This window comes from Cupriavidus sp. 01L46 (assembly GCF_056399905.1).
The window spans coordinates 1-25,786 of the sequence record NZ_JBFTSF010000048.1; the positions used below are offsets into that span (position 1 = coordinate 1).

Below are 25,786 nucleotides of genomic sequence, written 5' to 3' on the forward strand. Positions count from 1 at the left end.
ACCTTGCAGGGCACAGCGGTGCTGATAATGAAATCCCGCATCCAGAGCGTATTGCTCCGGGTTCGTGAAATCCTGTCCTTCTGGTAGATGACGGCTTGCGCCATCTGCGCGCAGGCCAATACGAACTCCACATTGGAAAGCGTTCGGTAGACGGATGTGGGGGCACTGAAGATCGTCTCGGCGATGGCATGGCCGTCGGCGGGACTCAGCATGAGATGGTGCAAATCGATCCCGTAAACGCCGCCGATGGCCAGCCTGCCGGCTACTGATTGCGKCGCATCCTGCTCGAGCATTCCGGTGTTGTCGATGTGTGCCGCATTGTTGCGCGGCTGCCCGTTGTGGGTCAGGCTCACCGCCAACGCCATGCTGCCAAGCTGCAGTTCAATCTGCGTCGAAAATCGGTAGAGCGAGCGGCGGTTCTTGAGAGGCTCGGTGACAATGCGATGGATGGTAAAGGGCAGAGCGTCGAGGTGTTCATCGGGTGCATTTCCACTGCGAATCTCACAGCGATTGATCAGCACCTCAGGCTCGGTCGGATTCGCCGTGAATCGCTGGGCTATCGCCCACTCGGAGAGCACCGCGCCCAGATGGGTTGCGTCCACTGTCGAGAGGTGAGGCGGCAACGTGGTTCCGGTGGACTTCCTGGACCAGTCCTGGGGATAGATGACCGCAAGTCTGCCTTGGGCCGGCAGCGCTGCGACGTCGGTGCAGGGCGCTATCACCCGATACTGGACGCGCTTGAATCCGGATCCGAAGTAGCGTTGCTCTCGCGGGCCCAGCAACTGGTCAATGTCGGCAAAGTGGCGTGATTGCCCGCGCTGGGGCGGGTGTTGCCGTGCGCGAGTGTCGTCAACCCTGACGCTGAAGTGCATGGTTCGGACCCGTGAATTGTGCAAGAGGGAAAGTATCTCCGCGGGCGGTTTGCAGCGTACATACTCTGGGTGGAGTATTGCCCTCGGCAATCAAGTGCAGGCTGTGCGGGTTCTCCCAAGCGAKCGGCACAATGGCCGCGCGCCGGGACGTTGGATCCCTCCTGCCCAGGCGCAAGGGGTGCGCTGCGGCAGCCTGTGGGATACTGAGGCTCCCCTTGTTTGCTAGCCAACCATGGTTGAATCCACCCCCGCCCGCTGGCCCCATTCCGGCTTCGACCCTGCCGCGCGCGACAGCGACGGCCGGTTGCTGGCCAGCGACCACCTGCTGCGGATGTGGTGGTGGCGCCCCGAGGTAGCGCCGGTGGACGAATCTTGCGACGCCGAGCGAGCGCTGCATGCGGCGTTGATCGCCGAGCCGCGGCGGCTTGTGCCGGCCAGCGAGCTCGCCGCCTTGCAAGACCCCGATGCCCGTGACAACTACGCCGTGGTGCTGGCCATGCGCGAGCGCCTGCTTGCCGCGCCGACCATCGAGGCGGCCTATCTGGATATCTTCCGCGAGGGCGATGTCAGGGTGCCGCCGGTCTTCATCGACCAGCTTGCGCATCTGATCGTGCACGGCATCCTGCATGACAGTGACAAGCCGGATCCGATGGAGTGGCGCGCCGCGGAGTTGTTCTCCCGCGCGCAGAAGGTGTCGCTGCAGGAGGGCGGGGTAATGCTGGCCGATGCCGACACCGTCGAGCTGCACGCGTCGGGCAGTGTCTACGGCGAGCTAGGCCGCATGCTGGCCGAAGCGCAGATCCCGGCGCGCAAGGTGGAACTGGATGTGCTGGATCGCGATAACGCGCAGGCTTACTGGGGACGCAGCGAACGCCACGACACGGTGATCCGCTTCGCCAGCGGCAGCGCGGCGCTGGCTGCGTTCAGCCGCGTGCTCGCGCGTTGGGTGCGGCATTTTTTCGGGGTGGAGGTGACGGTGATGCCGCTTTCCGCGATCGAGGACCGGCAGTGGGCCTGGCATATCGGGCTGGACGCGCAGGCCACGCTGTTGCTCAATGACCTGTATCGCGGCGTGGAACTGGAGCCGGAGCGGCAGCGGCGGATCTTGTCGCTGTTCCGGCTGGACTTTGCCGATCCATCCGTGGTGCGCCCGGATGTGGCTGGCCGGCCCGTCTACCTGGCGGCGGCGATGAACGAGGCAGGGATCCTCAAGGTGAAGCCGCAGAATCTGCTGCTGAACCTGCCTCTGGCCTCGATCTCGTAGCCGCTGGCCGCAGGAGCACCACGACCAGCAGGAAGAGCCATGTCCGCGCCATCAACGGCGCCATTCGCGGTCGCGGTCGCGCTCATGTTCGTGCCAATCATGCTCGCGCCGCTCGCGTTCACGCCACCGGTGCTCGCGCCATTCGCGTTCGCGCCAGGCGCGCTCGCGCATACCGGGGCCGTAGTAGCCGGGGCCATAGTAACCAGGGCCTGCCACTACCACCGGCTGGGGCTGCACATACACCGGGGCCGGTTCATAGATCGGCGCGGCCCGGTACACGGGGGCCGGCTGGTAGACGGGAGCCGGCGCGACAAACACCGGACCGGGCATGCCGATGCCGATGTCCACATCCACGCGCGCGAATGCGGCGCTGGAAGCAAGGCCTGCAACAGCAGCAATGGCGCAAAGGGTGGCGAATTTCCGCACGGGTGGCTCCGGTTAGTGATTGGCTCCACTGTAAGCCGGCGCGCCCATGTCAGGTATTAGCGGGGTAATACAACTGTGTCTTCTTGTAACGTTTGATGCTTAATTGCCAAAGCATCCTTGCGTGTGGCACGGCAAAAAGCATCAGGCGCCGCGCCACTGCAGCCGCCGTCCCAGCCACGGCGCCAGCGCCGACGTTGCCACACCCAGGGCGATCAGCGCCAGCCCGGCCGACAGATCCGCCGAGATCCGCTCCTGGAACGCCACCGCCGAGACCACCAGCCCGATCAGCGGCACGCACAGCATGGCGATCGAGGTGGCCGCTGGCGGCAAGGCCTGCGTCATGTTCAGCACCACGATAAAGGTCAGCGCGGTGGCCAGCGGCCCGGTGTAGAACAGCAGCGGCCAGATCTCCGGCACCGAGAGGAAGTGGGGCGCGCCGTCGCGCAGCAGTGCCAGCACCACCAGCGGCACCGAGGCCACGGCGGTTTCCCACGGGATCATGTCCGCGCCCAGGCGCACCGTGCGGTTGGCGCGCAGCTGGATGATGCTGAGCGACCAGGCCAGCGACGCGCCGAGCAGCATCACCAGGCCCACGGCGGTATGCAACTGCCAGTCCCGCACGGCCGGGGCGATCATCAGCGCGATGCCGGCATAGCTCAGCCCGGTGGCCATCCACTGCGGGCGCGACAGCCGCTCCTTGAGCACCAGCGACGACAGCGGAATCACCCACACCGAGGTAGCGTAGGCGATCACCGAGGCCCGCCCCGGCGGCACGTACTGCAGCGCCCACAGCGCCAGCGCGGTGAAGGCCGCCATTTGCAGCAGGCCCACGCCGATCACCAGCGGCCATTCCTGCCGCGTGGGCAGGCGCAGCCGGCGAAACGCACCCAGCACCAGGAAGCTGATGGCGGCCGCGGAGGTGAAGCGCGCGGCGGCAAACCAGAGCGGGCTGACGTGGGTCAGGCCCAGCTTCATGACCGGCCAGTTGCCGCCCCAGATTGCCACGGCGCAGGCGAGGGGAATAAACCGGCGCCATCCTTGTTGTGCTTGCATGCTTCGACTCGACTCTTTGACCAGGTTGTCCCGCCGCCACGAGACGGGAGGGGATGCTGGAAAGTCTACGGTTTATTGCGCCGCAGCAAAGACCGAAGGTCGCTGCAAATACGCTCCGTTGCGGCATAGAATGCTGTTATATGAAAAAACAGGAGCGCAACGTGCTGGACATCGACCTGGACGCCACGGATATCCGGATTCTCAACGAGCTGCAGCGAGACGCCAGCCTGACCAACGTGGAACTGGCCAGCCGCGTCAGCCTGTCGCCCTCGCCCTGCCTGGCGCGGGTCAAGCAGCTGGAAAAACAAGGCGTGATCTCGCGCCGTGTCACGCTGCTGGATGCGCGCCGGCTTGGGCTGAAGGTGGTGGTGTTTATCCAGATCTCGCTGGACAAGCAGCGCCGTGAAACCTTGGATGCTTTCGAGCGGCGCATCACCACCCTGCCGCAAGTGATGGAGTGCTACCTGATGTCGGGCGATGCCGACTACCTGCTGCGCGTGGTGGTGGCCGACGTGGAAGCGCTGGAGCGGCTGATCATCGACCAGATCACGCGCATTCCGGGCGTGTCCAGCATCCGCTCCAGTTTTGCGCTCAAGCAGGTCCTGTACAGCACGGCGTTGCCGCTGGGGTAATGCCCTGGTTCAGGACGACGCCCGCAGCGCTTCGCGCACCGTGAGCGCGACCACGCTGTCGATGCGCGTGTCGGCGCAGGCCACGGCGATGCCGTCCGGCAGCAGCGGTGCGGCCAGCCGCGTCAGCACATTGCCGGGCGGCATTTCCACCGCCAGGCGCACGCCGCATTCGCGCGCCAGCAGCATGGCCTCATGCCAGCGCACCGGCACGGCAAGGTTGCGCGCCAGGTCGGCGGCGATGCGTGCCGGATCGCGCAGCTCGCGTGCCGCGCTAGCGCTGAAGTAGCGCAGGCGCGGCCGGTCGATGCGCACACCCTCGAACGCGCGAGCGAGCTCGCTTGCCGCGCCGTCGAGCAGAGCGCAGTGCGAGGGCACGCTGATGGCAATGGGTTTGGCCGCGTGCGCGCCGCTGTCCAGCGCCAGTTCCGCAACGCGCGCCAAGGCCGTCGCGGCGCCCGCAATCACGAACTGGGCGGGCGCATTGAGATTGGCCAGGTAGACCGGCGACGCCGGTCCGTGCACCTGCGCGATGATGCGCTCCAGCGGGCCCAGCTCCATGCCGAGGATCGCCGTCATGCCATAGCCGCTTGGATACGCTTGCTCCATCAGCTTGGCGCGCTGCGCCACCAGCCTGACCGCATCGGCATGGTCCAGCACGCCTGCGCAGACCGCCGCCGGGAAGGCGCCGATCGACAAGCCGGCCACGGCGTCGGGCTTGGCGCCTTCGGCAAGCAGGCAGCGCGCCATCGCCACGCCAGCGGTCAACAGGCACAACTGCACGGCCACGGTGGACGCGAGTTCGGCCTCGCTGTCCAGTGCCAGCACATCGCGCCCCAACACTTCGCTGGTCTCGCTCACGGTGGCGCGCACGGCAGGGTGGTCGGGCAGTGCGCGGAGCATGCCGGGACGCTGGGCGCCTTGGCCGGGGAAGGTGAAGAGCGTGCTCATGATGGCGGCTGCCAAGGATCCTGGCACATGACTGGGCCGTTCGCTGTCTTGAGCAACACGCGGCCGCCGGTGCGCACGCGCTCGCGCAGCGCGAACGCGCCAAACGGCGTGGCCACTTGGATGTCGATGCGCGCTTGCGCATCGTCGAGCAAGGCGGCGAGGGTGCGGGCCAGGCTGGCCGCCAGCGGCGTTGCCGCCGTGACCAGCAGGTCCAGGTCGCTACCCGCATGCAGCACGTCGATGCCGCTGGCCAGCGTAAAGCCGACACCGCCCGTCACGCCCCAGTCCACCTGCGCAGCATCCAGCTGTGGCGCGATGCGCGCCAGCGCGGCAAGCGCGGGCAATGCGGCGCGGCGCGGATGATCCCGCCAGCGTGCCTGCCGCGCGAGCATGCCCGGCGTGACCACGCGCGCCACCTGCGCGGCGGGCAGCCACGCCGCGTGGCGCTGCGCGCGCGTGGTGCCGCGCAGCCCGACCGGGATGCGGCCTTCGATGGCGCCATCGCGCCGCACCACCAGCGGGGCTTGCGCGAGCCAGTCGGCACTTGCCCACGCGGGCAGCGCATTGGCACGGGCGAAGCCGGGTGCGTCCGCGAGCCACAGCAGGTCATGCGGCAGGAGCGTGCTTGTGGTCATCTCATGCGCCGGTCGTGCAATGGCAATGGCTCAGTCCTGCCACTGCTGCGCGAGCACTTCGCGCACACGGCAGGAAGCCTGGCGGTTTTCTCCACCCAGGCGGCTGCGCAGATCCCGTTGCGGATCTGCCTGGATATCGGCCAGCGCGGCTTGCAGCGCGCCATGCACAGTATCGAGATCGGCCTCGTCGGGCAGCGCCGCATGGTTGACGCCGACCAGCTTCCATAGCAGGCCCAGCGTGGCGTAGTTGCCAATGTCATACGCCATCGGCGGCACGGTGGCGGCAAAGCTCTCCAGGTCCTCCACGCTGCGCATGGTGATGCGCGCGGCGGCCTGCTTGCCCATGGCATGTACCTGCACGCCGGCATCACGCAGCGCGATCAGGCGRTTGGCCTGGTATCCGTGCGCGAGGAAGGCGCCCGAYATGGCGCGCCCGACCAGCAGTGCGATCACCGGATGCCCTTGCAGCCGCGCCGTGGCATACGCGCCGGCCGCGCCGGCCAGCGACTGATGAATGCCGAAGGCTTCCTCGCGCCGTCCGTAGGCCTGGCTGGGCGTATCGACGATGGCCACGATGGGCCGCTTGATGGCGGCGTCGCGGTCGGCCAGCACGATCTCGTGCACGGCTCGCGCCAGCGACCAGCCTTCGAGCAGGCCGACTTCGCCGCCGCGCACGCGCGGATAGGCGTTGCCGGCGTCGGGTACCACGGCGATAAAGCGCGCTGGCTGGCCGGCCAGCCCGGCGTCGGCCACCTGCACGGTGGCGGGATAGCCGGGGCGGCGCGGGGCGTTGCGCGTCAGTGCCGCGAGCCAGGCCTCGCCGCGGCCCTGCGTGTTAGCTGAACTCATGGCTTTGCTCCGTGTGCGTAGATGGTGCGGACGGTTTGCGGCTCCGGCTGGCGTGCCGGATCGTATTCGGCCAGGCGTTGCAGGTAATGCGCGTAGCGCTCGCTGCGGTGCACGGCCGGCACGCCCTGCGCCAGGGCCTCGCGCACCGTGGCGCGGATGGCTTCGGTGTCGTCCTCCACGTACCGGTCGGCCAGGCCGGTGGCAAGGCGTTGCTCACCACCGGTAAAGCTCCAGATAAAGGGCCGGTCACGCGAATCGTATTCGGCAACGCCCGCCTCCTGCTCGATCACCGCTGGCCCGTTCAGGCCGAGGCGAGCCTCGCGCGTCACCACCAGGCAGCTGCACAGCCCCGCTGCGATGGACATGCCGCCGAAGCAGCCCACTGTCCCGGCAATCACGCCCACCACCGGCTGGTAGCGGCGCAGGTCGACAATGCCCGCGTGGATATCGGCGATGGCCGCCAGTCCCAGGTTGGCCTCCTGCAGCCGCACGCCGCCGGTCTCGAACAGGATCACCGCGCGCGTGGGCACGCCGCGCCGGTTGTCCTGCGCCGCCAGCTCCAGCGCGCCGGCGATCTTGGCGCCGCCCACTTCGCCCAGGCTGCCGCCCTGGAACGCGCCTTCGATGGCGAGGACCACGGCAGGATGGCCGTCGATGCGGCCCTTGGCCACCACCACGCCGTCATCCGCCTGCGGCACCACGCCCTGGCGTTCCAGCCACGGCGAGAGCAGCTGGTCGAAGGGGCCGGCGAGTTCGCGCAAGGTGCCGGGATCGAGCAGCGCATGCACGCGGGCGCGCGCGCCGAGCTCGACAAAGCTCTCGCGGTTCAGCAGCGATGCGTGGTTCATGCTTGCTCCTTGCCATCGGCATTGCCATTGCCGCCGAGCGCCTCGAACGCTTCCGCCAGCCGCATGCCCACCACGCCCGGCGTGGCGCCGAAATCATGGATGCGGATGCGCATGGCCGCGCGCGGCTCGGCGCTGAACACGCGCGAGAGCTGCGCGTCCCAGACCTTGCCGTAGCCATCCACCGACGTGGTGACATGAACCAGCGTGGTGCCTGGCGTGCCGGGCTCCACCATGACTTCGAGATCGCCGGAGCCGACCACGCCGACCAGCACGCGCTGGCTTGCCGGCGCGCCGGCGGGATATTCGAACTGGAGCTGTTCCATTATTTGTCTCCTTGCACGGGGGCTTTGGCCGGCTGTGCCGCAGGCGGCAGCCGGTCCAGGAAAAACGTGGCGGCGAGCAGGTCCGCAGCGCCGCCGGGAGAGGCATTGCAGGCCAGCATGCCGCCTTCGAGCTGGCGCAGCAGGCGGCGGCCGGCCAGCGTGCCGATGCCGCCGGCGGCCAGCACCCGGCTCGCGCCTTGCTGCATCAGCGCCAGCCCTTCGCGGCCGGCGCGGGCCAGCACGCAGGTGTCGTCGAGCCGCTGCATGATGGCGAGCAAGGCGTTGACGCGCGCGCTGGGCTCGGCGTCGCCGCGCGCCCGGCTGCGAATCAGCTCTGGCAGGCCAGCGCGCAGCACATGCGGGAAGCCCGCCTGCGCCTGGCCGCGCGCGCCGGCGACACCGTAGTCGATGCAGGCGCGTTCGCCCTTGTTGCCCGTGCGCGCAGGACGGTGCCGGTCGGGCAAGCGTGCGATGGCGCCAGCGGTGCGGGCTATGCCATGCGCGCCATGTCCATGCCGGTGCAAGCCCGCCGCGCCAACCAGCAGCCCCAGGCTCCAGATCGCGCCGCGATGCGTGTTGATGCCGCCGGTGGCGCGCATCATCGCGGCCTCCGCTTCGCGGCCCAGCGCGCCCAGCCGCTCGCGCAGCGCCACGCTGGGCTGCGCCGCGCGCATGCCCGCCGCCGCCATCTCGGCAAAGGCGGGATGCAGGGCGCGCGCCGAGACGCGCATCAGGTCCAGGTTGAGGTCGGCGTGGGCGCCATTGCCGCGGCCATCCACCAGCCCGGGCTTGGGCGACAACGCGGCCTCGTCGATCAGTGCGCCGACGGCGAGGTCGGCCAGCGCGATGGCAGCGGGGTTGAAGGCATCGGCACGGTGCCCGGCGGGTAACGCGGGTAACGCGGGTAACGCGAGGCTTGCCATCACCAGCTCCGGAAGCGTGCCGGCGGCTCGTAAAGCCCGCCGGACCAGTCGACCAGGTCGGCCATGCTCTTGGCCGCCAGCAGCGAGCGCGTAGCCTGGCTGCGTTGCACGCCAAGGTCTTCGGGCAGCGCGATCAGGCCGTCGCTGCGCATGCGGCGCGTGGTGCTGGTGTCGTGGCGCAGGCCGATCGGCGTCACCCCGGCCACGGCCGCCAGCATGGCGCGGCGCTCCTCCAGCGAGCGTGCCTTGTAGAGATAGGCGATGCCTTCCTCGGTCAGCACGTGCGTGACGTCGTCGCCGTAGATCATCACCGGCGCCAGCGGCATGCCGCTGTCCTTGGCCACCTGCACCGCATCGAGCGATTCGACAAAGGTTGGCTTGCCGCCGGCCTGGAAGGTCTCCACCATCTGCACCACCAGCTTGCGGCCGCGCGCGAGCGGGTCGTCGGTCTCGATCAGGTCGAGCCACGCCGGCGTGGGATGGCGCCGGCCGCCCGGGTTGTGGCCCATGTTGGGCGCGCCGCCAAAGCCGGACAAGCGCCCGCGCGTGACCGTGGAGGAGTGGCCGTCGCCGTCGATCTGCAGCGTGGAGCCGATGAACAGGTCCACCGCGTACTGGCCGGCAAGCTGGCAGAAGGCGCGGTTCGAGCGCATCGATCCATCCGCGCCGGTGAAGAACACATCCGGGCGCGCGGCCACATAGTTCTCCATGCCGAGCTCGCTGCCAAAGCTGTGCACGCTCTCCACCCAGCCCGACTCGATGGCGGGGATCAGCGTGGGGTGGGGGTTCAGCGTCCAATACTTGCAGATCTTGCCCTTGAGGCCGAGCGACTCGCCATAGGTCGGCAGGATCAGTTCGATGGCAGCGGTGTTGAAGCCGATGCCATGGTTGAGCGACTGCACCTGGTGGCGCTCGTACACGCCGCGGATTGCCATCATGGCCATCAGCACATGCACCGGCTTGATCAGGCGCGGGTCGCGCGTGAACAGCGGCTCGCAGAAGAAGGGCTTGTCGGCCTGCACCACGTAGTCGATCCAGGAGCCGGGGATATCCACGCGCGGCAGCCCGGCGGGGTCGTCGACGATCTCGTTGACCTGGGCCACCACGATGCCGTCGCGGAAGGTGGCCGCTTCCACCAGCGCGGGCGTGTCTTCGGTGCTGGCGCCGGTGTAGAGGTTGCCGTCGCGGTCGGCCTTGTAGCCGGCGATCAGCACGATGTTGGGCGTCAGGTCCACATAGAGCCGCGCGTACAGTTCGATGTAGGTGTGGATGGCGCCGACCTCAAGCTGGCCGTCTTCCAGGAACTGCGAGATGCGCAGGCTCTGTGCGCCGGCATAGGCAAAGTCCAGTTTCCTGGCGATGCCGCGCTCGAACAGGTCGAGATGTTCCACCCGGCTCACGCTCGGGATGATCATGTGCAGGCCGTGCACCTTGGCCKGGTCCACCTCGGCCAGCGAGCGCGAGAGGAAGTCGGCCTGCTTCTGGTTGTTGCCCTCCAGCACCACGCGGTCGCCCGGCGCGGTGATGGCTTCGAGGAATGGGACGATGTCGGCGGTGGGCACGACCCGGCCGCTGGCAAAGGCGGCGCCGCGTGCCATGCGGCGGCGCTTTTCGCTGCGGCGGGTGTCCCACTGTCGGTCCGTGGCTGGGTTCGGCATCGCGTCTCCGGTGTGCTTGATGCAAGGAATGGCACCAAGATACGCAGCGCRCGCGGCGCAAGCAATGACGCTCGGCGCGGCATCGTTACTCTAGGTGTAAGTGTTGGTGGCCCGACATGCAGGGCGTGTGGTCCCTGCCTGGGGCGCGCAGTACGCCGCTGCACACGCCGCCGCCGCCACAGCCGCCACGCAAGAGCCGGCCAGGTCACTAGTGCGCGGGATGGTGATCTACCGCCGTTAATCCCACGCTAACGATTCTCCCGCCCGGTTGATTGATGCAGCGCGATGGCTCGCCTAGATTGCATCCATCAAACCTAGAACCAGCCCACGCGCAACCATGCCGATGGGCCAACAGGAGACGGCACCATGATCATCTACGGAACCGCCTTGCTGGCGCTTTGCCACCTCATCGGCCTGTTCCTTGGCGAACTGCTGGGCATTGCGATCGGCGTCAAGGCCAATGTGGGCGGGGTCGGCATCGCCATGCTGCTGCTGATCTCGATACGGCTCTTCCTGCACGGGCGCGGCCTCCTGCCCAAGGAGACCGAGGCTGGCGTTGGCTTCTGGGGCGCGATGTACATCCCGGTGGTGGTGGCAATGGCGGCGCAGCAGAACGTGGTCGCCGCGTTGCGCGGCGGGCCGGTAGCCCTGATCGCGGCAGTCGGCGCGGTGCTGGTCTCGGCTTGCTGCATCGCCGTGCTTAGCCGCACCGGCGACCACGCGCCCTTGCCGCCGCTGCCCTCGCCGGAAGCCACCCCCAGCCACGCCTCGCGCTAAGGACGCCGCCATGCCGCATTCCATTTCGCACATTATCGAGAACATCCTGCTGCAGAATGCCCTGGTCACCGCGTTTGCCGCGGTTGGCATCATCATGTGGCTGTCATCAAGGCTCTCGCGCTGGCTGACCTTCGGGCGCGTCCACGCCTCCGCCATCGCCATCGTGATCGGCCTGCTGCTGGCCTACTATGGCGGCGTCGTCACCGGCAAGGAAAAAGGCCTGGCCGATCTCTCGCTGTTCTCCGGTATCGGCCTGATGGGCGGCGCCATGCTGCGCGACTTCGCTATCGTTGCCACCGCCTTCGAGGTGCAGGTGACCGAGGCGCGCAAGGCCGGGCTGGTCGGTGCGGTGTCGCTGCTGCTCGGCACCATCCTGCCGTTTATCGTGGGTGCTGCCGTGGCGCGCGCCTTCGGCTACAGCGATGCGGTCAGCATGACCACCATCGGCGCCGGGGCGGTGACATATATCGTTGGGCCGGTGACCGGCGCGGCGCTGGGCGCCAGCTCCGACGTGATCGCGCTGAGCATCGCCACCGGGCTGATCAAGGCCATCATCGTGATGGTCGGCACGCCCATGGCGGCAGGCTTCCTCGGCCTGAACAACCCGCGTGCCGCGATGGTGTTCGGCGGGTTGGCGGGTACCGTCAGCGGGGYATCGGCGGGGCTGGCGGCGACGGACCGCCGGCTGGTGCCGTATGGTGCGCTGGTGGCGACGTTCCACACCGGGTTGGGGTGCCTGCTGGGGCCGTCGTTGTTGTTTCTGGCGACCAAGGCGATCGTTGGCTAGGCGGGCTGCGGCGAGCGCATCGCCAACCGGCAAACCGCCGCCAGCGCCAGCAAGTTCGGATCCCGCTCGCGCCGGCGCAGAAAGCTCAGCCCGATGGTCTGGCGCAGCCGGTACTGCGAGGACAGCGGAACCAGCGCCACCTTGTGCGCAAACACGTCGCGCACGCGGCCGGGCAGCAGCGCGTAGCCCACGCCGCCGCTGACCAGGTTCATCAATGAGAAGATGTCGCCGACCTTCATCACCACATTGGGCGTGAAGTCGGCGATGCGAAACGCGTCCATGAAGCCCTGGTAGGTGATGAAGCCTTCGCTGAGCGTGACGAAGGGCTCGTCCCGGCATTGCCGCAGGTCGATGGAGGCTTGCCGCGCATAAGGCGAATCCGCCGGCGCGGCGAAGTAGATTTCGTCCTCGAACAGCGCAATGGATTCGATCTCGGGGTCCGGCTCGGGCATGGCCATCAGCGCAGCGTCGATGGCGCCTTGCTTGAGCTTGAAGAGCAGGTCGGCGTTGGAGCCGAGCACCAGTTCCGCCTGCAGTTCCGGTCGCCTGACCTTGATGCCGATCACCACGTCGGGCACCGTGCGGATGGTCAGCGAATAGAGCGAGCCGATCTTCATGTGATCGGCCGAATACCCGGCGGCCTGGCGCGTGGCGCGGATGCCATCGGCCATGGCCTTGAGGACATCGGTGGCCACATCCGCCAGCACGTGCGCGGCTTCGGTCGGCAGCAGGTTGCGCCCTTCGTGGCGGAACAACGCGCAGCGCATGCCTTCTTCCAGCGAGTGCAGTGCGCGGTGCACGCTGACCGTGCTCACATCCAGCGCTTCGGCGGMCTTGGCGAGGTTGCCGGTCTCCATATAGGCGAGCAGGACTTCGAGCTTGCGCAGGGTGATTTCTTMGTTGATCCGGTTTCGCATAGGAGGCGCGTCGCGCATGCTGGCGGTGATGGTGACCGGAGCATGATAACCAGATTCGACACCGGATGGCCCGGGGAGAACCCCCGAGGCCTTGCGCGAGCGGCGCCAGCTCAGCGCGGCGCCATGCGGATCGCGCCGTCGAGCCGGATGGTCTCCCCGTTGAGCATGGCGTTTTCCAGGATATGCAGCGCCGTCGAGGCGAATTCGTCTGGCGTGCCGAGCCTCGCCGGATGCGGCACCGAGGCGCCCAGCGAGGCGCGCACATTTTCCGGCAGGCGTGCCAGCAGCGGCGTATCGAACAGCCCGGGGGCAATGGTGCACACGCGGATCATGCGCTGGGCCAGGTCGCGCGCCGCCACCAGCGTCATGCCGACGATGCCGGCCTTGGCCGACGCATAGGGGATCTGCCCGATCTGTCCTTCATAAGCCGCCACCGACGCCGTCAGCACGCACGCGCCGCGCTCGCCGTCGACCAGCTCGTTGCGGGCCATGCGCGCGGCAGCCAGGCGCAGCGTGTTGAAGGTGCCGACGAGATTGATGCGCACGATCGATTCGTATTTTTCCAGCGAGCCGGGCTGGCCGTCCTTCTCCACCAGGCGCACCGGGCCGCCCACGCCGGCGCAATGGATCAGCGCGCGCATGGTGCCGAGCGTGTCGGCCGTGTCGAACACGCGGGTCATCTGCGCGGTGTCGCAGACATCGGCCTGGACAAAGCGGGCGAGCGCGCCGAGCGCTTGCACGGCGGCTGCACCGTTCTCTTCGGACAGGTCGGCGATCACCACGGCAACGCCGCGTTCGGTGAGGCGGCGGGCACACGCGAGGCCCAGCCCGGAGGCACCCCCGGTGACGACGGCGGACATGTTGGCAAGCTTCATCTGGTATCTCCTCGTTCTGGATATAGGTACGTGCCGGCTCAGAGCCGTTCGATGATGGTGGCGTTGGCCATGCCACCGGCTTCGCACATCGATTGCAGGCCGTAGCGCCCGCCACTGTCTTCCAGCGCGTGCAGCATGGTGGTCATCAGCCGCGCGCCCGACGCGCCCAGCGGGTGGCCGAGCGCGATCGCGCCGCCACGCGGGTTCAGGCGGGCCGGGTCGGCGCCCAGCGCGCGCTGCCACGCCAGCGGCACGCAGGCAAAGGCTTCGTTGATCTCGTAGTGTGCAATCGCATCGAGTGCAAGGCCGCTTTTTTCCAGCGCGCGCTTGCTCGACGGGATCGGCGCGGTCAGCATGGTCAGGGGGCTGTCGCCGCACGCATCGAACGCCACGAAGCGTGCGCGGGCGTTCAGGCCCAGGCGGGAGGCGGCGCGCTCGCTCATCAGCAAGATGGCGGCGGCGCCGTCGCTGATCTGCGAGGCATTGCCGGCAGTCACATGCCAGCCGATCTGCGGGAAGCGCTGGCCGAGCGCCTCGTCGCGGAACGACGGCGCCAGCGTGGCCAGGCGCTCGGCGGTGGTGGCAGGGCGGATGGTTTCATCATGCGCGACGAGGCCCGCGGCGGTACGGATCGGCAGGATCTCGCGGCGGAAGGCGCCGGCCTCGCGCGCCTGGTGCGCACGCTGGTGCGATTGCGCGGCGTACTGGTCGAGATCGCCGCGCGACAATTCCCACTGCGCCGCGACCAGCTCCGCCGCGACGCCTTGCGACACCAGCCCGGGCGCGTAGCGCGCCTCGAACGAAGGACCGTACGGATTCTGCCCAAGGCGCCCCGAGCCCATTGGCACGCGGCTCATGGATTCGATGCCGCAGGCAACCACGATGTCGTAGGCGCCCGCCATGATGCCTTGCGCGGCAAAGTGCACGGCCTGCTGGCTGGAGCCGCATTTGCGGTCGATGGTGGTGGAGGGCACATGCTCGGGGAATCCCGCCGCCAGCCAGGCCACTCGGCCGGGCGTGGCGGATTGCTCGCCCACCTGGCTCACGCATCCGGTGATGACGTCTTCCACCAGCCCGGGGTCCAGCTTGTTGCGCTCGACCAGCCCGGCCAGCACCTGTGCCAGCAGCTCAGTGGGATGGAGTTCGGTGAAGGCCGAGCCGGGCTTGGAGCGGCCCATGGGCGAACGGATGGCGTCGACGATGACGGCTTGCTGCATGGTGGGTCTCCGGTGTCTCTTGATGGAAATGGGAATGACGCTGGATCAGCTGCCGGTGAACTCGGGCTTGCGCTTGTCCAGGAAGGCCGACACCGCCTCACGGTGATCCGAGGTCTGGTGCGAAAGCGCCTGGAAGCCGGCCGACAATTCCAGCAGCGTATCCAGCCGGGTATGCATGGCCTCGCGCAGCAGGCGCTTGGCCAGCCGCACCGCATGCGGCGGATTGGCGGCAATGCGTTCGGCCAGCTCATTGGCCGTGGGCAGCAGCTGATCCGGCGGCACTACGCGGGAGACCAGGTTCCACTCCAGCGCCTGGCGCGCATCGATGACCTGCCCGGTGAAGGTCAGCTCGGCAGCGCGCGCAAGGCCGATCACGCGCGGCAGCAGCCATGCGCCGCCATCGCCCGGAATGATCCCCAGCTTGACGAAGCTCTCGGCAAACTGCGCCTGCTCGGACGCAATGCGCATGTCGCACATGCAGGCCAGGTCCAGGCCCGCACCCATGGCCGCGCCATTGACGGCGGCGATCACCGGCACCTCCAGGTTGAACAGCGCCAGCGGCAGCCGCTGGATGCCCAGGCGATAGTCCTGGCGAATCTCCATGCCGGGCACCAGGCCCGAAGCCTGGCGTTCCATGTCGCGGATATTGCCCCCTGAGGAAAACGCGGTGCCGGCGCCGGTGATGATCACCGCGCGCACGCTGGTGTCGCGGTGGATGCGGTCGATGGCCTCCAGGAAGTCGGCCACAGCGGTGTTGCCGGTGAGGGGGTTGCGCCGCTCCGGCTCGTTCATGGTCAGGGTCACGATGTGGCCCTGCTGTGCATAGCGCAGGAAGCTTGTCATGCTGGTCTCCGGTCGTTCTTCGTTCTAGTCGTTGCAGGCGTCACCTTGGCTCGGGACGGCCGGCGCAGCGCGGCGCCGATGGCATTGGCTTATCCCAAAAGGCTAAGGGACCGTGCCCTCGGGTGTCCAATATTCATTTCGGCGATGCCGATATCCCGGGGATATCAGCGCTGGCGCCGTTTGGCATTGGCGCGAGCGCTGGATGCGCAAGGCAGGTTCAACCGGCGATGCGATTTTCATGTGCTTCCTGCGTCGCTCGACATCGCCCTGTACCCAGTCTCAACGGAGATTGCTTCGTAGTGTGATAATTTGCATCCTAACTATATGGCTGCTATCATTCCGTCCATGCCTTCCATCGACGCCCTCCGTTTCGCCTTTACCGGCCAGCTCATGCTGGCCGGGCGCCAATGGCGCCACATTTCGCAGGGCGCCGTTACCGCCTACGGGATTTCCGCGGCGGCGGCGGGGCCCCTGCTGTTTATCCGCCGCCTTGGCGGCGGCGTGCGCCAGGTCACCCTGGCCGACTATGTCGGGCTGGAAGGCGCATCGCTGGTCCGTCTGGTTGACCAGCTCTCCGCCGCCGGCCTGGTGCGCCGGGAAGTGGATGCGAACGATCGCCGGGCCAATGCGCTCTGGCTCACCGATGCCGGCGAGGCGCTCGCCGAAAAAATCGAGGTCGAGCTCAAGCAACTCCGCGCCAGCGTCTTCGCTGGCATCAGCGAACAGGACTTCGAGGGCGCCATGCGCGTGCTCGACGCACTCGCCCAAGCCGCCGAGTCCGCGACCACCACTGCTTTCGGGTCGTAAGAACATGGTCAGCTGGCCTACCAGACGGGATTGGATCTTCTCCCTCAAAGCCTTTGCCGCGGCCATGCTGGCGCTGTTCATCGCGCTGTACCTCGGCCTGCCGCGCCCGTACTGGGCCATGGCCTCCGTGTATATCGTGGCGCATCCGCTCACCGGCGCGACGCGCTCCAAGGCGCTGTATCGCGTGCTTGGCACGCTGCTTGGCGCGGCCGCATCCGTCGCCATCGTGCCGCCGCTGGTCAATGCGCCGGCGCTGCTGATGGCAGCGGTGGCGTTATGGACCGGCATCCTGCTCTACGTCGCGCTGCTGCACCGCACGCCGCGCAGCTATGTGTTCATGCTGGCGGCCTATACGCTGCCGATGGTGGCCTTGCCCTCGGTGAGCGATCCCTCAGGCGTGTTCGACATCGCCGTGGCGCGGGCCGAGGAAATCTGCCTGGGCATCCTGTGCGCGAGCATCGTCGGCTCGACCATCTTCCCCGCCAAGGTGGCCACGGTGCTCGGCCAGAAATCCGCCCAGTGGCTGGCGGACGCCGCGTTGTGGGCCACTGATATGCTCTCGGCGCATCCGGCCGCGAAGGTGTCGCGCCATCACAGCCGCCATCGCCTGGCTGCCGACATCCTCGCGCTCGACCAGCTGATCAGCCATCTCTCCTACGACGCCGAAAGCGCCGCGCGCGTAAAGCACGCGCAGGAGTTGCGTGGCCGCATGACCATGCTGCTTCCCGTGCTGTCGTCGCTGGCTTCCGTGGTGGACGCCTTGCACCAGCACGCCGCGGGCATTCCGCAACGCCTGTCGCACAACATGGCGCTGGTGTCGGCATGGATCAGCGCGGGCGCGCAGGCGCCGCTGCCGGCGTTGCAGCTATCCCAGGACGCGCCGATCGACGATGCTGGCCTGGAGCCGGCCAGTGCCGGGCCTGACTGGCACGCGGCGCTGGCCGCCACGGCCGAGGGCCGTCTGCGCGAGCTGATGGAGTTGTGGCAGGACTGCGTGTCGCTGCAGCGCCGTATCGGCGAGGCGGCACCGCAGGGCGACTGGGCGCCGGTGTTCCGGCGCTGGGGCGTGGGTGCCGCGCGCCATTACGATCACGGCATGCTGCTGTTCTCCACCGCGACGACCGCGCTGGCGATCTTCAGCATGGGCATGGTGTGGATCTGGACGGGCTGGGCGGATGGCGCCGGCGCGGTCGCGCTGGGCGCGGTGTCGTGCTGCTTCTTTGCCGCGATGGACGAGCCGGCGCCCATGATCCGCTCGTTCTTCCGCTGGAACGTGGTCTGCCTGGTGCTCGCCACCATCTACCTGTTCGTGGTCCTGCCGAACGCGCACGATTTCGAGATGCTGGTGCTGATGTTCGCGGTGCCCTACCTGATCATCGGCGTGATGATGGCGCAGCCCCGGCTCGCGCTGATCGCCATGCCGCTGGCCGTGGTCACGGCCAACGATATCGGCATCCAGGGCGCCTACAACGCYGACTTCAACGCCTTCTTCAACGGCAATGTGGCCGGCATCGCGGGCATCCTGTTCGCGCTGGTGTGGACCCTGGTGGCCCGCCCCTTCGGCACCAGGGCCGCGGTACGCAGGCTGGTGCGCGCCAGTTGGGGCGATATCGCCCGCAACGCCACCGGGCGCGAGCCGGCCGAGCACGCGCACCTGCGTGCCCGCATGCTGGACCGCCTGGCGCAATTGGTGCCGCGGCTGGCGGCCAGCGAGGATGAAACCACCGGCGACGGCTTTACCGAAGTACGCGTGGAGCTCAGCACGCTGGCGCTGCAGCGCGAGCTGTCCGCGCTGGCGCCGGAGCACCAGCACTCGGTACGGCGCGTGCTGCAGGGCGTTGCCAGCTACTACCAGGCACGCCTGGACGCCCGTGCCGACACGCCGCCGCAAGTGCTGCGCGACCGGCTGGCCAAGGCGATCCGCAAGGTTGCCTCGCGCGCCGACCAGGCTTCGCGCGAGGCCTTTGCCGCGCTGGTGGAAATGCACGTTGCGCTGTTTTCGGCGGCACCCGTGGCAATGAGCGCGGCTGGTGCGTTGCCCGATGGCCAGGCGGCAGACCCAATGAGCAAGCAAGCGAGCAACAAGCGATGAGCGGTGAAGTCGACGTCTATGGTGTGTTTGTCCCGAGCCTGCTGGCGTGGATGCTGGTGGCGTTCCTGATCACCGCTTGCGCGCGTGCCGTGCTGGCGCGCGTGGGTTTTTATCGGCTGGTCTGGCACCGGTCCCTGTTCAATCTGGCGTTATATGTGATCGTCCTGGGTGGCATCGTCTACCTGGCCTATCGGCTGCAGTCATGAAACTGAATCKTCGTACGCTTGGACCCATCGTCCTTACCCTCGTCGTCACCGCGGTCGCGGTCGTCGTCGTCAAGCACCTGTGGGATTACTACACGGTGGCGCCATGGACCCGCGACGGCCATATCCGCGCAGACGTGGTGCAGATCGCGCCGGACGTGTCCGGGCTGGTGACCAAGGTTCTCGTCAAGGACAACCAGCGCGTGCAGCGCGGACAGCCGTTGTTCGAGATCGACCGCGATCGCTTCGCGCTGGCCTTGCAGCAGGCGCAGGCCACGGCGGCGGCGCAAAGCGCCATGCTCGCGCAGGCGCGCCGTGAAGCCCGGCGCAGCCAGGCCTTGTCCGAGGTCGTCTCCAAGGAAGTCGTGGAAGAAGGCCTGGCCAAGGTCCAGCAAGGCGAAGCGGCGCTGGCGCAGGCGCAGGCCGCGATCAACCTCGCCAAGCTCAACCTGGAGCGCACCAGCGTGCTCAGCCCGGTCGATGGCTACCTGAACGACCGGCTGCCGCGCCTGGGCGACTACGTCAACACAGGCCGCCCGGTGCTGTCGATGGTGGATGCGAATTCCTTCCATGTGGAGGGCTACTTCGAAGAAACCAAGCTGCAAGGCATCCATATCGGCAATCCGGTGGACATCCGCATCATGGGCGAATCCCGCGTGCTGCATGGCCACGTGCAGAGCATTGCCGCCGGCATCGAGGACCGGGACCGCACCAACGGCTCCAACCTGCTGCCGAACGTGAACCCGACGTTTAACTGGGTCCGCCTCGCGCAACGCATCCCGGTGCGCATCGCGCTGGACGAGCCGCCCGCCGACTTGCGCATGGTCGCAGGCCGTACCGCGACCGTGTCGGTGCGTCAGCCCTCGGCCAGGGACAAGGCGCAGGCCGTGCCGGAAGGCCAGAAGGACAAGCTCGCGCTGGCCGCCAAGGGAGCCGCCAGCCAGGGAGGCGCGCAGTGAACACGTTGCGCAGAGCCCTGCTGCCGGCACTGGTGCCGCTGCTGTTTGCCGCCTGCACCACGGTCGGGCCCGACTACCATGTGCCGGACAACGCCGCCGTGAAGGCGCAAGCGGCCAACGGCCCGCTGCTCGGCACGAACAATCCCGCCGTATCGATTGCCGAGGTGCCCGATGGCTGGTGGCGCCTGTATGACGATCCGAGGCTCGACCAGTTGGTGCAGCAGGCGCTCGTTGCCAATACCGATTTGCGCGTGGCCGCGGCCAACCTGAAGCGCGCCATCGCGGTCTACCACGAGGTGGAGGCAGAGAACCTGCCGGGAGCCGGGCTCTCCGCCAGCGCGGAACGCGGGCAGATCGCCGGCGAGCCGCTGCTCAAGGAAGAGAAGATCCCGGTGATGAACTTTGGCGATGTCGGCTTCAGGGTTTCCTACCTGATCGACTTCTTCGGCAAGCTGGCGCGCGCGGATGAAGCGGCGCTGGCCGGCGCGCAAGCCAGCCAGGCGGCACTCGACCAGGCCCGTGTTGGCGTGGTGGCCGAGACCGTGCGCGCCTATGTGCAGGGCTGCGCCGCCACGCATGAACTGACCGTGGCCGAGCATCAGCTGGAGTTGCAGCGCCGCGGCGTCGAGCTGGCTCGCAAGATGGTCGATGCCGGGCGCGGGCAGCCAGTGGACCTGCTGCGCTCACAGGCGCAGGCCGACGTGCTGCGCGCGGCTTTGCCGCGCTTCAAGGCCGAGCAAGAGGGCGCGGCGTACCGGCTGGCGGTGATGCTGGGCAAGCCGCCTAGTGCCACCTCGCAGGCGGAGTACGCCTGCCACGAAGAACCCAGGCTGCGCCAGGCGCTGCCCGTAGGCGACGGCGCCGCGCTGCTCAAGCGCCGGCCCGATGTGCGCCAGGCCGAGCGCGAACTCGCTTCGGCCACGGCCAAGATCGGCGTTGCCACGGCGGATCTGTACCCGTCCATCCGCATCGGCGCCTCCGCCGGCTTTACCGGCATCCTCGACCACCTCGGCCAGGCACCGACCGCGCACTGGGGCTATGGCCCGCTGATCACCTGGAACATCCCGACCAGCGGCACGCGCGCCCGCATCCACGGCACCGAAGCCGGCGCCGAAGCGGCGCTTGCCCACTTCGACGGCGTGGTGCTCAAGGCGCTGCGCGAAACGCAGTCGGCGCTGAGCAGCTATACGCGGGAGCTGGAGCGCACCCAGGCGCTGCGCGATGCCCGCGACAAGGCCAGCGAAGTCGCGCGGCAGAACCGCCAGCTCTACCAGGCCGGCCGCTCGCCATACCTGTCGAGCCTGGATGCCGACCGTACGCTGGCCAGCACCGAAGCATCCCTGGCGGGCTCGGAAAGCCAGGTCGCGCTGGACCAGATCAATCTCTTCCTTGCGCTGGGCGGCGGATGGCAAAATGCGCCCAAGGTCGAGTCGCGCACGATGAGCGGGCACGCGCACTGAACGTGCATCGAACGCGCGCTGGGCTGTCATCATGGTTAGAGCCATGCAAGCGGGCTTGCATGGCGGAAAGGAACACAAGCAACATGTCCAACTTCTCTGGCTTTTCTGGTTTCTCTGGTTTCTCTGGTTTCTCTTATCCCTCCCTGCGTCGAGCGCTGTCCGTCGCGGTCGCTGCGCTCGGCATCGTGGCCTCGGGCGCTGCGATGGCGCAGGAGCAGACCCTGCGCGTGGGCACCGTCAGCGGCCCGGACGCGCAGGTCTGGCAGGTAGTGCAGAAGGTCGCCAAGCGCGAAGGGCTCAATATCAAGGTCGTCGAGTTCAACGACTACGTGCAGCCCAACGCCGCGCTCGACGCTGGCGACCTCGATGCCAATAGCTTCCAGCATCAGCCTTACCTGGACAGCCAGGTGAAGCAGCGCGGCTACAAGATGGTCAGCGCGGGCTACACGTATATCTCTCCGCTGGGCATCTACTCGCAGAAGCTGAAGTCCCCCAAGGACCTGCCGCAAGGCGCCAAGGTCGCCGTGCCCAACGACCCCTCCAACGAGAACCGTGCGCTGCTCCTGCTGGCCGCGCAGGGCGTGATCAAGCTCAAGAGCGGTGTCGGTGCCAACGGCGTCAACGCCACGCCGCTGGACGTCAGCGACAACCCGAAGAAGCTGAAGCTCGTCGAGCTCGACGCCGCGCAACTGGCGCGTTCGCTGCCCGACGTGGCCGCGGCGGTGATCAACACCAACTACGCGCTCGCCGCCGGCCTGCAGCCGACCCGCAACGCCATCGCGCTGGAAGACATCCACAGCCCGTACGCCAACATCATCGCCGTGCGCACGCAGGACAAGGACAAGCCGTGGGTGAAGAAACTGGTCGCCGCTTACCAGTCGGAAGAGGTGCGGCAGTTCATGAAGAACGAGTTCAAGGGTGCAATGGTGCCGTCGTTCTGATCGGGCAGGTGGCCGTGGACATTTAGCTGTCCCGGTTGCGCAGGCCTGACAGTCAAGCCCTTTCGGATCGCAGGGTCCGAAGGGGCTTCTTGTTTGTGGCCGGCCGCTACTCCCTGGGCATGAACGTGATGTTGACGCCGGGTGGCGCCACGCCGTTCTCGTCGCGCGGCAGCGGGGCGGATCGCTCCACCGCGCGCAGCACGGCGTTGTCCCAGCCGGCATTGCCGCTGGACTTGGTGAGCCGCACCGACAGCAGCGAGCCATCCGGCGCCATGCGCACCGCGACCACCGCGGCCGGGTTGCCGGCGATCTCTTCGTTAAAGATGATGTTCGGCTTCACGCGGCGCCGCACGCGGTCCGCGTAGCCGGGCGAGGCGTTGCCGCCAGCACCGGCGCCGGTGCCCGCGCGGTTGCCTACGCCACCTGTGKTGGGAGCGCTGTTGGCCATGGCCTGCAGGCGCGCTAGTTCGCTCTGGCGCTGCTGCTTCAAGGCCGCCTGGCGCTCCGCCTCCCGCGCTTTGCGTTCGCGCTGGTCGGCCTGCCTGGCTTCCTCGGCCGCGGCCGCCTGCTTGCGCTTCTGAGCCTGCAAGGCGATGTCGGCGTTCTCATCCGGCTCCGGCTTCAACACGGGTTGCGGCTCCACGGGCGTCGGCTGGACCACCGGCTGGGGCTGCGCAATCTCGGGCACGGTGTCCCACAGCTCCGCCTCCACGCCGGCCGGGGTCCGGCTCTGCCAATGCACCCCGTAGTAAAGCATGATGCCCAGCAGCAGATGCATGAACAGAGCCAGCAGGAAACACTTTAGCGTTCCTCGCTCCTGCACCAGTTGATACGGATGGGCGGTGGTCATCATGACGCGCGGCAGGCCACGGGCGGGCGATGCATAGTCAATGCTGTGTCACTCTAGAATCACTCTCGCATCCCTGCGAAAGGTGACGGTGTCATGCTTTGTGCGCGAACCCGCGCATGGCATCCACTCTATGCAGCTTAGGTCGGCATCGTTGCGGTAGGCAAGCGGGATTCTCTGCGGCGGGGTGCTCTGAAGGTCGAGCGGTTGAGAGCAGAACCGGCGAGGGTAGCGAAAGTGCATTTACCAAGCCCGTACCAAATCGCAGGAGAGCGATCATGGGCAGAGAGGCTGTTTTCACGATAAAGCTTGAGCCTGAATTGCGTGCAGCGGCCCGCGGTGCTTGCTGATTGTCTGCGATCGGGAGCGATAGAAATCGATCGCGAGAAAAGCGAGAAAACAGAATCCCCAAAAGCAAAACCCCTCCCGATCTTGCGATCGGGAGGGGTTTTTGTTGTAGCCCGTTTCCAGGCTTCAACGAATATGGTGGCGAATCAGGGACTCGAACCCCGGACCTGCGGATTATGATTCCGTCGCTCTAACCAACTGAGCTAATTCGCCGAACAAGACCGAGATTATACATGGCATTTTGAGGCTGTCAACACCACTTCTTCAAAAAGTTTTGAGGGCGTCGACTGGCACGGCATGCGGCCTGCTGCCTGCAAAAAAAACGGCGGACCTTGCGGCCCGCCGGTGGAGCGACTGACTACCGGATCAGTCGTGCATGAGTCTGGTGCCCTGGACGACGGGCCGGCTCACGCGCCTTCAGTCGTTGGCGTAGATATCCACGTCCTTGGTTTCGCGGATGAACAGCGAGCCGATGACCAGGGTGACGCCCGCGATGATGATCGGGTACCAGAGGCCGTAGTAGATGTTGCCGTTCTGCGCCACCAGCGCGAAGGAGATGGTGGGCAGCAGGCCGCCGAACCAGCCATTGCCGATGTGATACGGCAGCGACATGGACGTGTAGCGGATCCGGGTCGGGAACATCTCCACCAGCATGGCCGCGATCGGGCCGTACACCATGGTCACGTAGATCACCAGGATGACGAGGACCACCAGCACCATGATGGTGTTCATCTGCGCGGGGTCCGCCTTGGTCGGGTAGCCGGCCGAGGCCATCGACTCGCCCACCTGCTTCTTGAATGCAGCGATCTGCTTCTTGCTCGCATCGTCGAAGCTGTGGCCTGCCGGTACCAGCGAGGCGTTGAAGGAAGCAATCTCCTTGTCGCCGATCTTCACCGAGGCCACCGTGCCGGCCGGGGCTTCCACGACTTCATAGCTGGCCGAAGCTTGTGCCAGGGTCCGCTTGACGATGTCGCAGGAGCTGCGGAAATCGATCTCGCGGGCAATCGGGCTGCCCTGGAAGGAGCATTGCTTCGGGTCCGCGGTCACCACGATCTGGGCGCTTTGCTGCGCGCGTTCCAGGGCCGGGTTGGCGTAGTGGGTCATGGCCTTGAAGAGCGGGAAGTAGGTCAGCATCGCCAGCGCGCAGCCGGCCATGATGATCCACTTGCGGCCGATCTTGTCCGACAGCGAGCCAAAGAAGATAAAGAACGGCGTGCCGATCACCAGGGCGCCCGCGATCAGCAGGTTGGCGGTGGTGGCGTCGACCTTGAGCACCTGGGTCAGGAAGAACAGCGAGTAGAACTGGCCGGTGTACCAGACCACGGCCTGGCCGGCAGTCAGGCCTACCAGCGCCAGGATCACGATCTTCAGGTTGCGCCATTGGCCGAACGACTCGGTCAGCGGGGCCTTGGAGGTCTTGCCTTCGGCCTTCATCTTCTGAAAGGCGGGCGATTCGCTCATCGACAGGCGGATGTAGACCGACACGCCGAGCAGCAGGATCGAGACCAGGAACGGAATGCGCCAGCCCCAGACGTCGAAGTTCGGACCGGTCAGGTTGCGGCACAGCAGGATCACGATCAGCGACAGGAACAGGCCGAGCGTGGCAGTGGTCTGGATCCACGCGGTATAGGCGCCGCGCTTGCCATGCGGCGCATGCTCGGCCACATAGGTGGCGGCACCGCCGTACTCGCCGCCGAGGGCCAGGCCCTGCAGCATGCGCAGTGCGATCAGGATGATCGGGGCGGCCCAGCCGATGGAGGCAAAGCCTGGCAGCAGGCCCACGATGAAGGTCGACGCCCCCATGATCAGGATGGTCACCAGGAAGGTGTACTTGCGCCCGATCATGTCGCCCAGGCGGCCGAACACCAGCGCGCCGAACGGCCGCACGATAAAGCCCGCGGCAAAGGCCAGCAGCGCGAAGATGAAGGCGGCGGTTGGATCGAGCCCGGAAAAGAACTGCTTGGCGATGATGGCCGCCAGCGAACCGTAAAGATAAAAGTCGTACCACTCGAACACCGTCCCGAGCGAGGAGGCAAAGATCACCTTCCTCTCTTCGGGCGTCATCGCCGAGCCCTGCGCTGTGCCTCCGGGCATTGCCACGTTCTGTGCGTTAGCCATTGTCTCCTCCGTTTGTGATCGGAATCTTTCGGGTTGGCAGGCGGCGCGCACGCGTACTCTGGCGCACGCACGACAACCTCCGAAGTTGCAATGGATTGTGGGAGGCGAACCTTACTGCGTTCTGACAATTTCGGCCGAATTCGCCACTAAACGCTCGGGGTATA

General features: G+C 67.2%; 26 protein-coding genes and 1 tRNA gene. 10 read left to right on the plus strand and 17 right to left on the minus strand.

Annotated elements, in window-relative coordinates; translation table 11 throughout:
- Positions 1-872 (minus strand): AvrD family protein (locus AC1DS3_RS11180; protein ID WP_477127170.1); only part of this gene is annotated, 872 nt, incomplete at its 3' end.
- A 232-nt stretch (positions 873-1,104) separates the two neighbouring features.
- Between AC1DS3_RS11180 and AC1DS3_RS11185 the strand changes: the two genes are divergently transcribed.
- Positions 1,105-2,136: a DUF6352 family protein gene (locus AC1DS3_RS11185; RefSeq protein ID WP_441637992.1), complete on the plus strand. Its 1,032-nt coding sequence runs from the start codon at positions 1,105-1,107 to the stop codon at positions 2,134-2,136.
- Positions 2,137-2,187: 51 nt separating this feature from the next.
- Here AC1DS3_RS11185 and AC1DS3_RS11190 read toward each other — a convergent pair whose 3' ends face one another.
- On the minus strand, positions 2,188-2,562 hold the full coding sequence (locus AC1DS3_RS11190) for a hypothetical protein (RefSeq protein WP_441637994.1): 375 nt from the start codon (positions 2,560-2,562) through the stop codon (positions 2,188-2,190).
- A gap of 141 nt (positions 2,563-2,703) precedes the next feature.
- Positions 2,704-3,615, minus strand: coding sequence for a DMT family transporter (locus AC1DS3_RS11195; RefSeq protein WP_441637996.1), 912 nt, complete (start codon positions 3,613-3,615; stop codon positions 2,704-2,706).
- 161 nt (positions 3,616-3,776) lie between these two features.
- On the opposite strand from AC1DS3_RS11195, the gene AC1DS3_RS11200 reads away from it, so the two are divergent.
- Positions 3,777-4,247, plus strand: a complete 471-nt coding sequence (locus AC1DS3_RS11200) for an Lrp/AsnC family transcriptional regulator (protein WP_006158020.1) — start codon at positions 3,777-3,779, stop codon at positions 4,245-4,247.
- 9 nt (positions 4,248-4,256) lie between these two features.
- On the opposite strand, the gene mdcH is transcribed toward AC1DS3_RS11200, so the two are convergent.
- The 7 genes from mdcH to mdcA are packed head-to-tail and all read right to left on the minus strand — an operon-like array spanning position 4,257 to position 10,431.
- Positions 4,257-5,195 (minus strand): malonate decarboxylase subunit epsilon, encoded by a 939-nt coding sequence (gene mdcH / locus AC1DS3_RS11205; protein ID WP_441637998.1) that lies wholly within the window; start codon positions 5,193-5,195, stop codon positions 4,257-4,259.
- The gene (locus AC1DS3_RS11210) at positions 5,192-5,830 is read right to left on the minus strand and encodes a malonate decarboxylase holo-ACP synthase (RefSeq protein ID WP_441638000.1); all 639 of its coding nucleotides are present in this window, start codon (positions 5,828-5,830) and stop codon (positions 5,192-5,194) included. Before AC1DS3_RS11210 ends, mdcH begins: the two co-directional genes overlap by 4 nt.
- Before the next feature lie 30 nt (positions 5,831-5,860).
- Entirely contained in the window at positions 5,861-6,679 is an 819-nt protein-coding gene (gene mdcE / locus AC1DS3_RS11215; RefSeq protein ID WP_477127171.1) for a biotin-independent malonate decarboxylase subunit gamma, read from the minus strand.
- Entirely contained in the window at positions 6,676-7,527 is an 852-nt protein-coding gene (locus AC1DS3_RS11220) for a biotin-independent malonate decarboxylase subunit beta (RefSeq protein ID WP_441638004.1), read from the minus strand. Before AC1DS3_RS11220 ends, mdcE begins: the two co-directional genes overlap by 4 nt.
- Positions 7,524-7,850 (minus strand): malonate decarboxylase subunit delta, encoded by a 327-nt coding sequence (locus AC1DS3_RS11225; protein WP_441638006.1) that lies wholly within the window; start codon positions 7,848-7,850, stop codon positions 7,524-7,526. The genes AC1DS3_RS11220 and AC1DS3_RS11225 overlap by 4 nt, the downstream gene beginning before the upstream one ends.
- A complete protein-coding gene (locus AC1DS3_RS11230; protein ID WP_441638008.1) occupies positions 7,850-8,773 on the minus strand; it encodes a triphosphoribosyl-dephospho-CoA synthase in 924 nt (307 codons plus the stop codon). Before AC1DS3_RS11230 ends, AC1DS3_RS11225 begins: the two co-directional genes overlap by 1 nt.
- Complete coding sequence (gene mdcA, locus AC1DS3_RS11235) at positions 8,773-10,431, minus strand: malonate decarboxylase subunit alpha (RefSeq protein ID WP_477127172.1); 1,659 nt, start codon at positions 10,429-10,431, stop codon at positions 8,773-8,775. Before mdcA ends, AC1DS3_RS11230 begins: the two co-directional genes overlap by 1 nt.
- Before the next feature lie 366 nt (positions 10,432-10,797).
- Between mdcA and madL the strand changes: the two genes are divergently transcribed.
- Positions 10,798-11,208, plus strand: a complete 411-nt coding sequence (gene madL / locus AC1DS3_RS11240) for a malonate transporter subunit MadL (protein WP_174427787.1) — start codon at positions 10,798-10,800, stop codon at positions 11,206-11,208.
- A 10-nt stretch (positions 11,209-11,218) separates the two neighbouring features.
- Positions 11,219-11,995 carry a malonate transporter subunit MadM gene (gene madM / locus AC1DS3_RS11245; RefSeq protein ID WP_477127173.1) on the plus strand — a complete coding sequence of 259 codons (777 nt, stop codon included), beginning with the start codon at positions 11,219-11,221 and terminating at the stop codon, positions 11,993-11,995.
- Here the strand turns inward: madM and AC1DS3_RS11250 are convergent.
- From AC1DS3_RS11250 to AC1DS3_RS11265, 4 genes are all read right to left on the minus strand, one after another.
- Positions 11,992-12,912, minus strand: a complete 921-nt coding sequence (locus AC1DS3_RS11250) for a LysR family transcriptional regulator (protein ID WP_477127174.1) — start codon at positions 12,910-12,912, stop codon at positions 11,992-11,994. The genes madM and AC1DS3_RS11250 overlap by 4 nt on opposite strands.
- Before the next feature lie 110 nt (positions 12,913-13,022).
- Positions 13,023-13,787 (minus strand): SDR family NAD(P)-dependent oxidoreductase, encoded by a 765-nt coding sequence (locus tag AC1DS3_RS11255; RefSeq protein ID WP_441638014.1) that lies wholly within the window; start codon positions 13,785-13,787, stop codon positions 13,023-13,025.
- Between the two features lie 38 nt (positions 13,788-13,825).
- A complete protein-coding gene (locus tag AC1DS3_RS11260) occupies positions 13,826-15,004 on the minus strand; it encodes a thiolase family protein (protein WP_441638016.1) in 1,179 nt (392 codons plus the stop codon).
- Positions 15,005-15,049: 45 nt separating this feature from the next.
- Positions 15,050-15,847 carry a crotonase/enoyl-CoA hydratase family protein gene (locus AC1DS3_RS11265; protein WP_441638017.1) on the minus strand — a complete coding sequence of 266 codons (798 nt, stop codon included), beginning with the start codon at positions 15,845-15,847 and terminating at the stop codon, positions 15,050-15,052.
- 345 nt (positions 15,848-16,192) lie between these two features.
- Between AC1DS3_RS11265 and AC1DS3_RS11270 the strand changes: the two genes are divergently transcribed.
- The 6 genes from AC1DS3_RS11270 (at position 16,193) to AC1DS3_RS11295 (ending at position 22,309) form a co-directional block, all read left to right on the plus strand.
- On the plus strand, positions 16,193-16,654 hold the full coding sequence (locus AC1DS3_RS11270) for a MarR family winged helix-turn-helix transcriptional regulator (protein WP_441638018.1): 462 nt from the start codon (positions 16,193-16,195) through the stop codon (positions 16,652-16,654).
- 4 nt (positions 16,655-16,658) lie between these two features.
- Positions 16,659-18,746 (plus strand): FUSC family protein, encoded by a 2,088-nt coding sequence (locus AC1DS3_RS11275; protein ID WP_441638020.1) that lies wholly within the window; start codon positions 16,659-16,661, stop codon positions 18,744-18,746.
- The gene (locus AC1DS3_RS11280; protein WP_150991902.1) at positions 18,743-18,952 is read left to right on the plus strand and encodes a DUF1656 domain-containing protein; all 210 of its coding nucleotides are present in this window, start codon (positions 18,743-18,745) and stop codon (positions 18,950-18,952) included. The genes AC1DS3_RS11275 and AC1DS3_RS11280 overlap by 4 nt, the downstream gene beginning before the upstream one ends.
- On the plus strand, positions 18,949-19,908 hold the full coding sequence (locus AC1DS3_RS11285) for an efflux RND transporter periplasmic adaptor subunit (RefSeq protein ID WP_477127175.1): 960 nt from the start codon (positions 18,949-18,951) through the stop codon (positions 19,906-19,908). Before AC1DS3_RS11280 ends, AC1DS3_RS11285 begins: the two co-directional genes overlap by 4 nt.
- On the plus strand, positions 19,905-21,368 hold the full coding sequence (locus AC1DS3_RS11290; protein WP_441638024.1) for an efflux transporter outer membrane subunit: 1,464 nt from the start codon (positions 19,905-19,907) through the stop codon (positions 21,366-21,368). Before AC1DS3_RS11285 ends, AC1DS3_RS11290 begins: the two co-directional genes overlap by 4 nt.
- Positions 21,369-21,451: 83 nt before the next feature.
- Positions 21,452-22,309, plus strand: coding sequence for a MetQ/NlpA family ABC transporter substrate-binding protein (locus tag AC1DS3_RS11295; RefSeq protein ID WP_441638026.1), 858 nt, complete (start codon positions 21,452-21,454; stop codon positions 22,307-22,309).
- Between the two features lie 106 nt (positions 22,310-22,415).
- Here AC1DS3_RS11295 and tolA read toward each other — a convergent pair whose 3' ends face one another.
- From tolA to AC1DS3_RS11310, 3 genes are all read right to left on the minus strand, one after another.
- Positions 22,416-23,162, minus strand: a complete 747-nt coding sequence (gene tolA / locus AC1DS3_RS11300; RefSeq protein WP_477127176.1) for a cell envelope integrity protein TolA — start codon at positions 23,160-23,162, stop codon at positions 22,416-22,418.
- A 478-nt stretch (positions 23,163-23,640) separates the two neighbouring features.
- Positions 23,641-23,717 (minus strand) — tRNA-Met (locus AC1DS3_RS11305).
- 204 nt (positions 23,718-23,921) lie between these two features.
- On the minus strand, positions 23,922-25,622 hold the full coding sequence (locus AC1DS3_RS11310; RefSeq protein WP_441638030.1) for an MFS transporter: 1,701 nt from the start codon (positions 25,620-25,622) through the stop codon (positions 23,922-23,924).
- Positions 25,623-25,786 lie beyond the last annotated feature (164 nt).

What these genes read in the sequence shown, in the direction of transcription:
- AC1DS3_RS11185 (WP_441637992.1), top strand. Translation starts at nt 1,105, where the DNA reads ATGGTTGAATCCACCCCCGCCCGCTGGCCCCATTCCGGCTTCGACCCT.
- AC1DS3_RS11195 (WP_441637996.1), bottom strand. Translation starts at nt 3,615, where the DNA reads ATGCAAGCACAACAAGGATGGCGCCGGTTTATTCCCCTCGCCTGCGCC.
- mdcH (WP_441637998.1), bottom strand. Translation starts at nt 5,195, where the DNA reads ATGAGCACGCTCTTCACCTTCCCCGGCCAAGGCGCCCAGCGTCCCGGC.
- AC1DS3_RS11210 (WP_441638000.1), bottom strand. Translation starts at nt 5,830, where the DNA reads ATGACCACAAGCACGCTCCTGCCGCATGACCTGCTGTGGCTCGCGGAC.
- AC1DS3_RS11220 (WP_441638004.1), bottom strand. Translation starts at nt 7,527, where the DNA reads ATGAACCACGCATCGCTGCTGAACCGCGAGAGCTTTGTCGAGCTCGGC.
- AC1DS3_RS11225 (WP_441638006.1), bottom strand. Translation starts at nt 7,850, where the DNA reads ATGGAACAGCTCCAGTTCGAATATCCCGCCGGCGCGCCGGCAAGCCAG.
- AC1DS3_RS11230 (WP_441638008.1), bottom strand. Translation starts at nt 8,773, where the DNA reads ATGGCAAGCCTCGCGTTACCCGCGTTACCCGCGTTACCCGCCGGGCAC.
- madL (WP_174427787.1), top strand. Translation starts at nt 10,798, where the DNA reads ATGATCATCTACGGAACCGCCTTGCTGGCGCTTTGCCACCTCATCGGC.
- AC1DS3_RS11255 (WP_441638014.1), bottom strand. Translation starts at nt 13,787, where the DNA reads ATGAAGCTTGCCAACATGTCCGCCGTCGTCACCGGGGGTGCCTCCGGG.
- AC1DS3_RS11260 (WP_441638016.1), bottom strand. Translation starts at nt 15,004, where the DNA reads ATGCAGCAAGCCGTCATCGTCGACGCCATCCGTTCGCCCATGGGCCGC.
- AC1DS3_RS11265 (WP_441638017.1), bottom strand. Translation starts at nt 15,847, where the DNA reads ATGACAAGCTTCCTGCGCTATGCACAGCAGGGCCACATCGTGACCCTG.
- AC1DS3_RS11270 (WP_441638018.1), top strand. Translation starts at nt 16,193, where the DNA reads ATGCCTTCCATCGACGCCCTCCGTTTCGCCTTTACCGGCCAGCTCATG.
- AC1DS3_RS11280 (WP_150991902.1), top strand. Translation starts at nt 18,743, where the DNA reads ATGAGCGGTGAAGTCGACGTCTATGGTGTGTTTGTCCCGAGCCTGCTG.
- AC1DS3_RS11295 (WP_441638026.1), top strand. Translation starts at nt 21,452, where the DNA reads ATGTCCAACTTCTCTGGCTTTTCTGGTTTCTCTGGTTTCTCTGGTTTC.
- AC1DS3_RS11310 (WP_441638030.1), bottom strand. Translation starts at nt 25,622, where the DNA reads ATGGCTAACGCACAGAACGTGGCAATGCCCGGAGGCACAGCGCAGGGC.